Source organism: Vibrio crassostreae (assembly GCF_041439375.1).
In the GTDB taxonomy this organism is placed as follows: Bacteria; Pseudomonadota; Gammaproteobacteria; order Enterobacterales; family Vibrionaceae; genus Vibrio; species Vibrio crassostreae_D.
This window is the reverse complement of record NZ_JBGONY010000143.1, coordinates 1-1051: the sequence shown is the minus strand read 5'-3', so window position 1 is coordinate 1051 and position 1051 is coordinate 1. Positions and strand designations below refer to the sequence as shown.

Annotated in this window: 1 protein-coding gene; it reads right to left on the bottom strand. The window is 43.2% G+C overall.

Going from position 1 to position 1051, the window contains the following annotated elements:
- Positions 1–52: 52 nt before the first annotated feature.
- Positions 53–973 carry an IS5 family transposase gene (locus tag ACED45_RS24070; RefSeq protein WP_029236538.1) on the bottom strand — a complete coding sequence of 307 codons (921 nt, stop codon included), beginning with the start codon at positions 971–973 and terminating at the stop codon, positions 53–55.
- Between the last annotated feature and the right edge of the window lie 78 nt (positions 974–1051).

Below are 1051 nucleotides of genomic sequence, written 5' to 3'. Positions count from 1 at the left end.
GGCTTTGTTTCCTAATTGGATCTCAGATAGAAACGGCCAGTATGGGTGATTATTAGGCTATTTCTATCGTTTTAGGCATACCTAACCCTGTGAGCTTATTCAACGCTTTAATCATGGCGTAGGTTTCACCAACCTGAGCATTATAGTTTCTTAAACTTAATCGCCCGCCAAACAGTGTCTTTACACGGAACATAGCCGTCTCTGAAAGTGACCGTTTATGGTAACCGTACTTCTTTTTCCAATGTTTATTTGAGCCGTATAATTTCTGGCAAGCTACCGCCAGATTACGGGGGTGACCTCGTAACCAAAAAGCAGCACCTTCTCTCGGTGGAATAAGTGGAACAGCTTGTTTAATACGTATTGCTTCGTAGCATTGTCTTGTATCGTAAGCTCCATCACCAGATATCTCATTGATTCTACGACGAGTTTGATTCAGTAAATTAGGAAGAGCTTCACCGTCAGTGACATTCGATAAACTTAACTCAGCCGCAATGATTTCATGAGTGCCAGTGTCTACGGCTAAATGGAGCTTACGCCAAACTCGACGCTTCCCGTCAGTACCATGTTTTTTTACTTTCCATTCACCTTCACCGTAGACCTTTAGCCCTGTTGCATCAATGGCTAAATGCTGTATTGCGCCTCGGGTCTTTGTCTTGAATGACACATTAACCGTTTTGGCTCGTTTACTGATGCATGAATAATGAGGACATGACAACGGGAGTTGAGCGAGTTTGAAAACAGAATCGATGAATCCTTGTAACGCTCTCAACGGCATCGCGAATACTCGTTTAACCATGAGGGCGGTCGTAATGGCTAAGTCACTAAACAATCGAGGTCGACCTCGTTTACCTTGCTTGAGTTGCTTCCACTGTTGAATCGCTTCCTCATCAATCCAGAATGTCAGTGAACCACGATTGATTAGGGCTTGGTTATATTGTTTCCAGTTAGTTGTTCTGTAGCGAGGCTTTGGCATTGCTCTAAGTATGTGAGTGAACTTAGATGATCTGATCGTAGCTTTAAGCATTAGTTCCCTGATTTAGGAAACAAAGCC

Coding starts and splice junctions, on each gene's coding strand:
- ACED45_RS24070 (WP_029236538.1), bottom strand. CDS start 973: ATGCCAAAGCCTCGCTACAGAACAACTAACTGGAAACAATATAACCAA.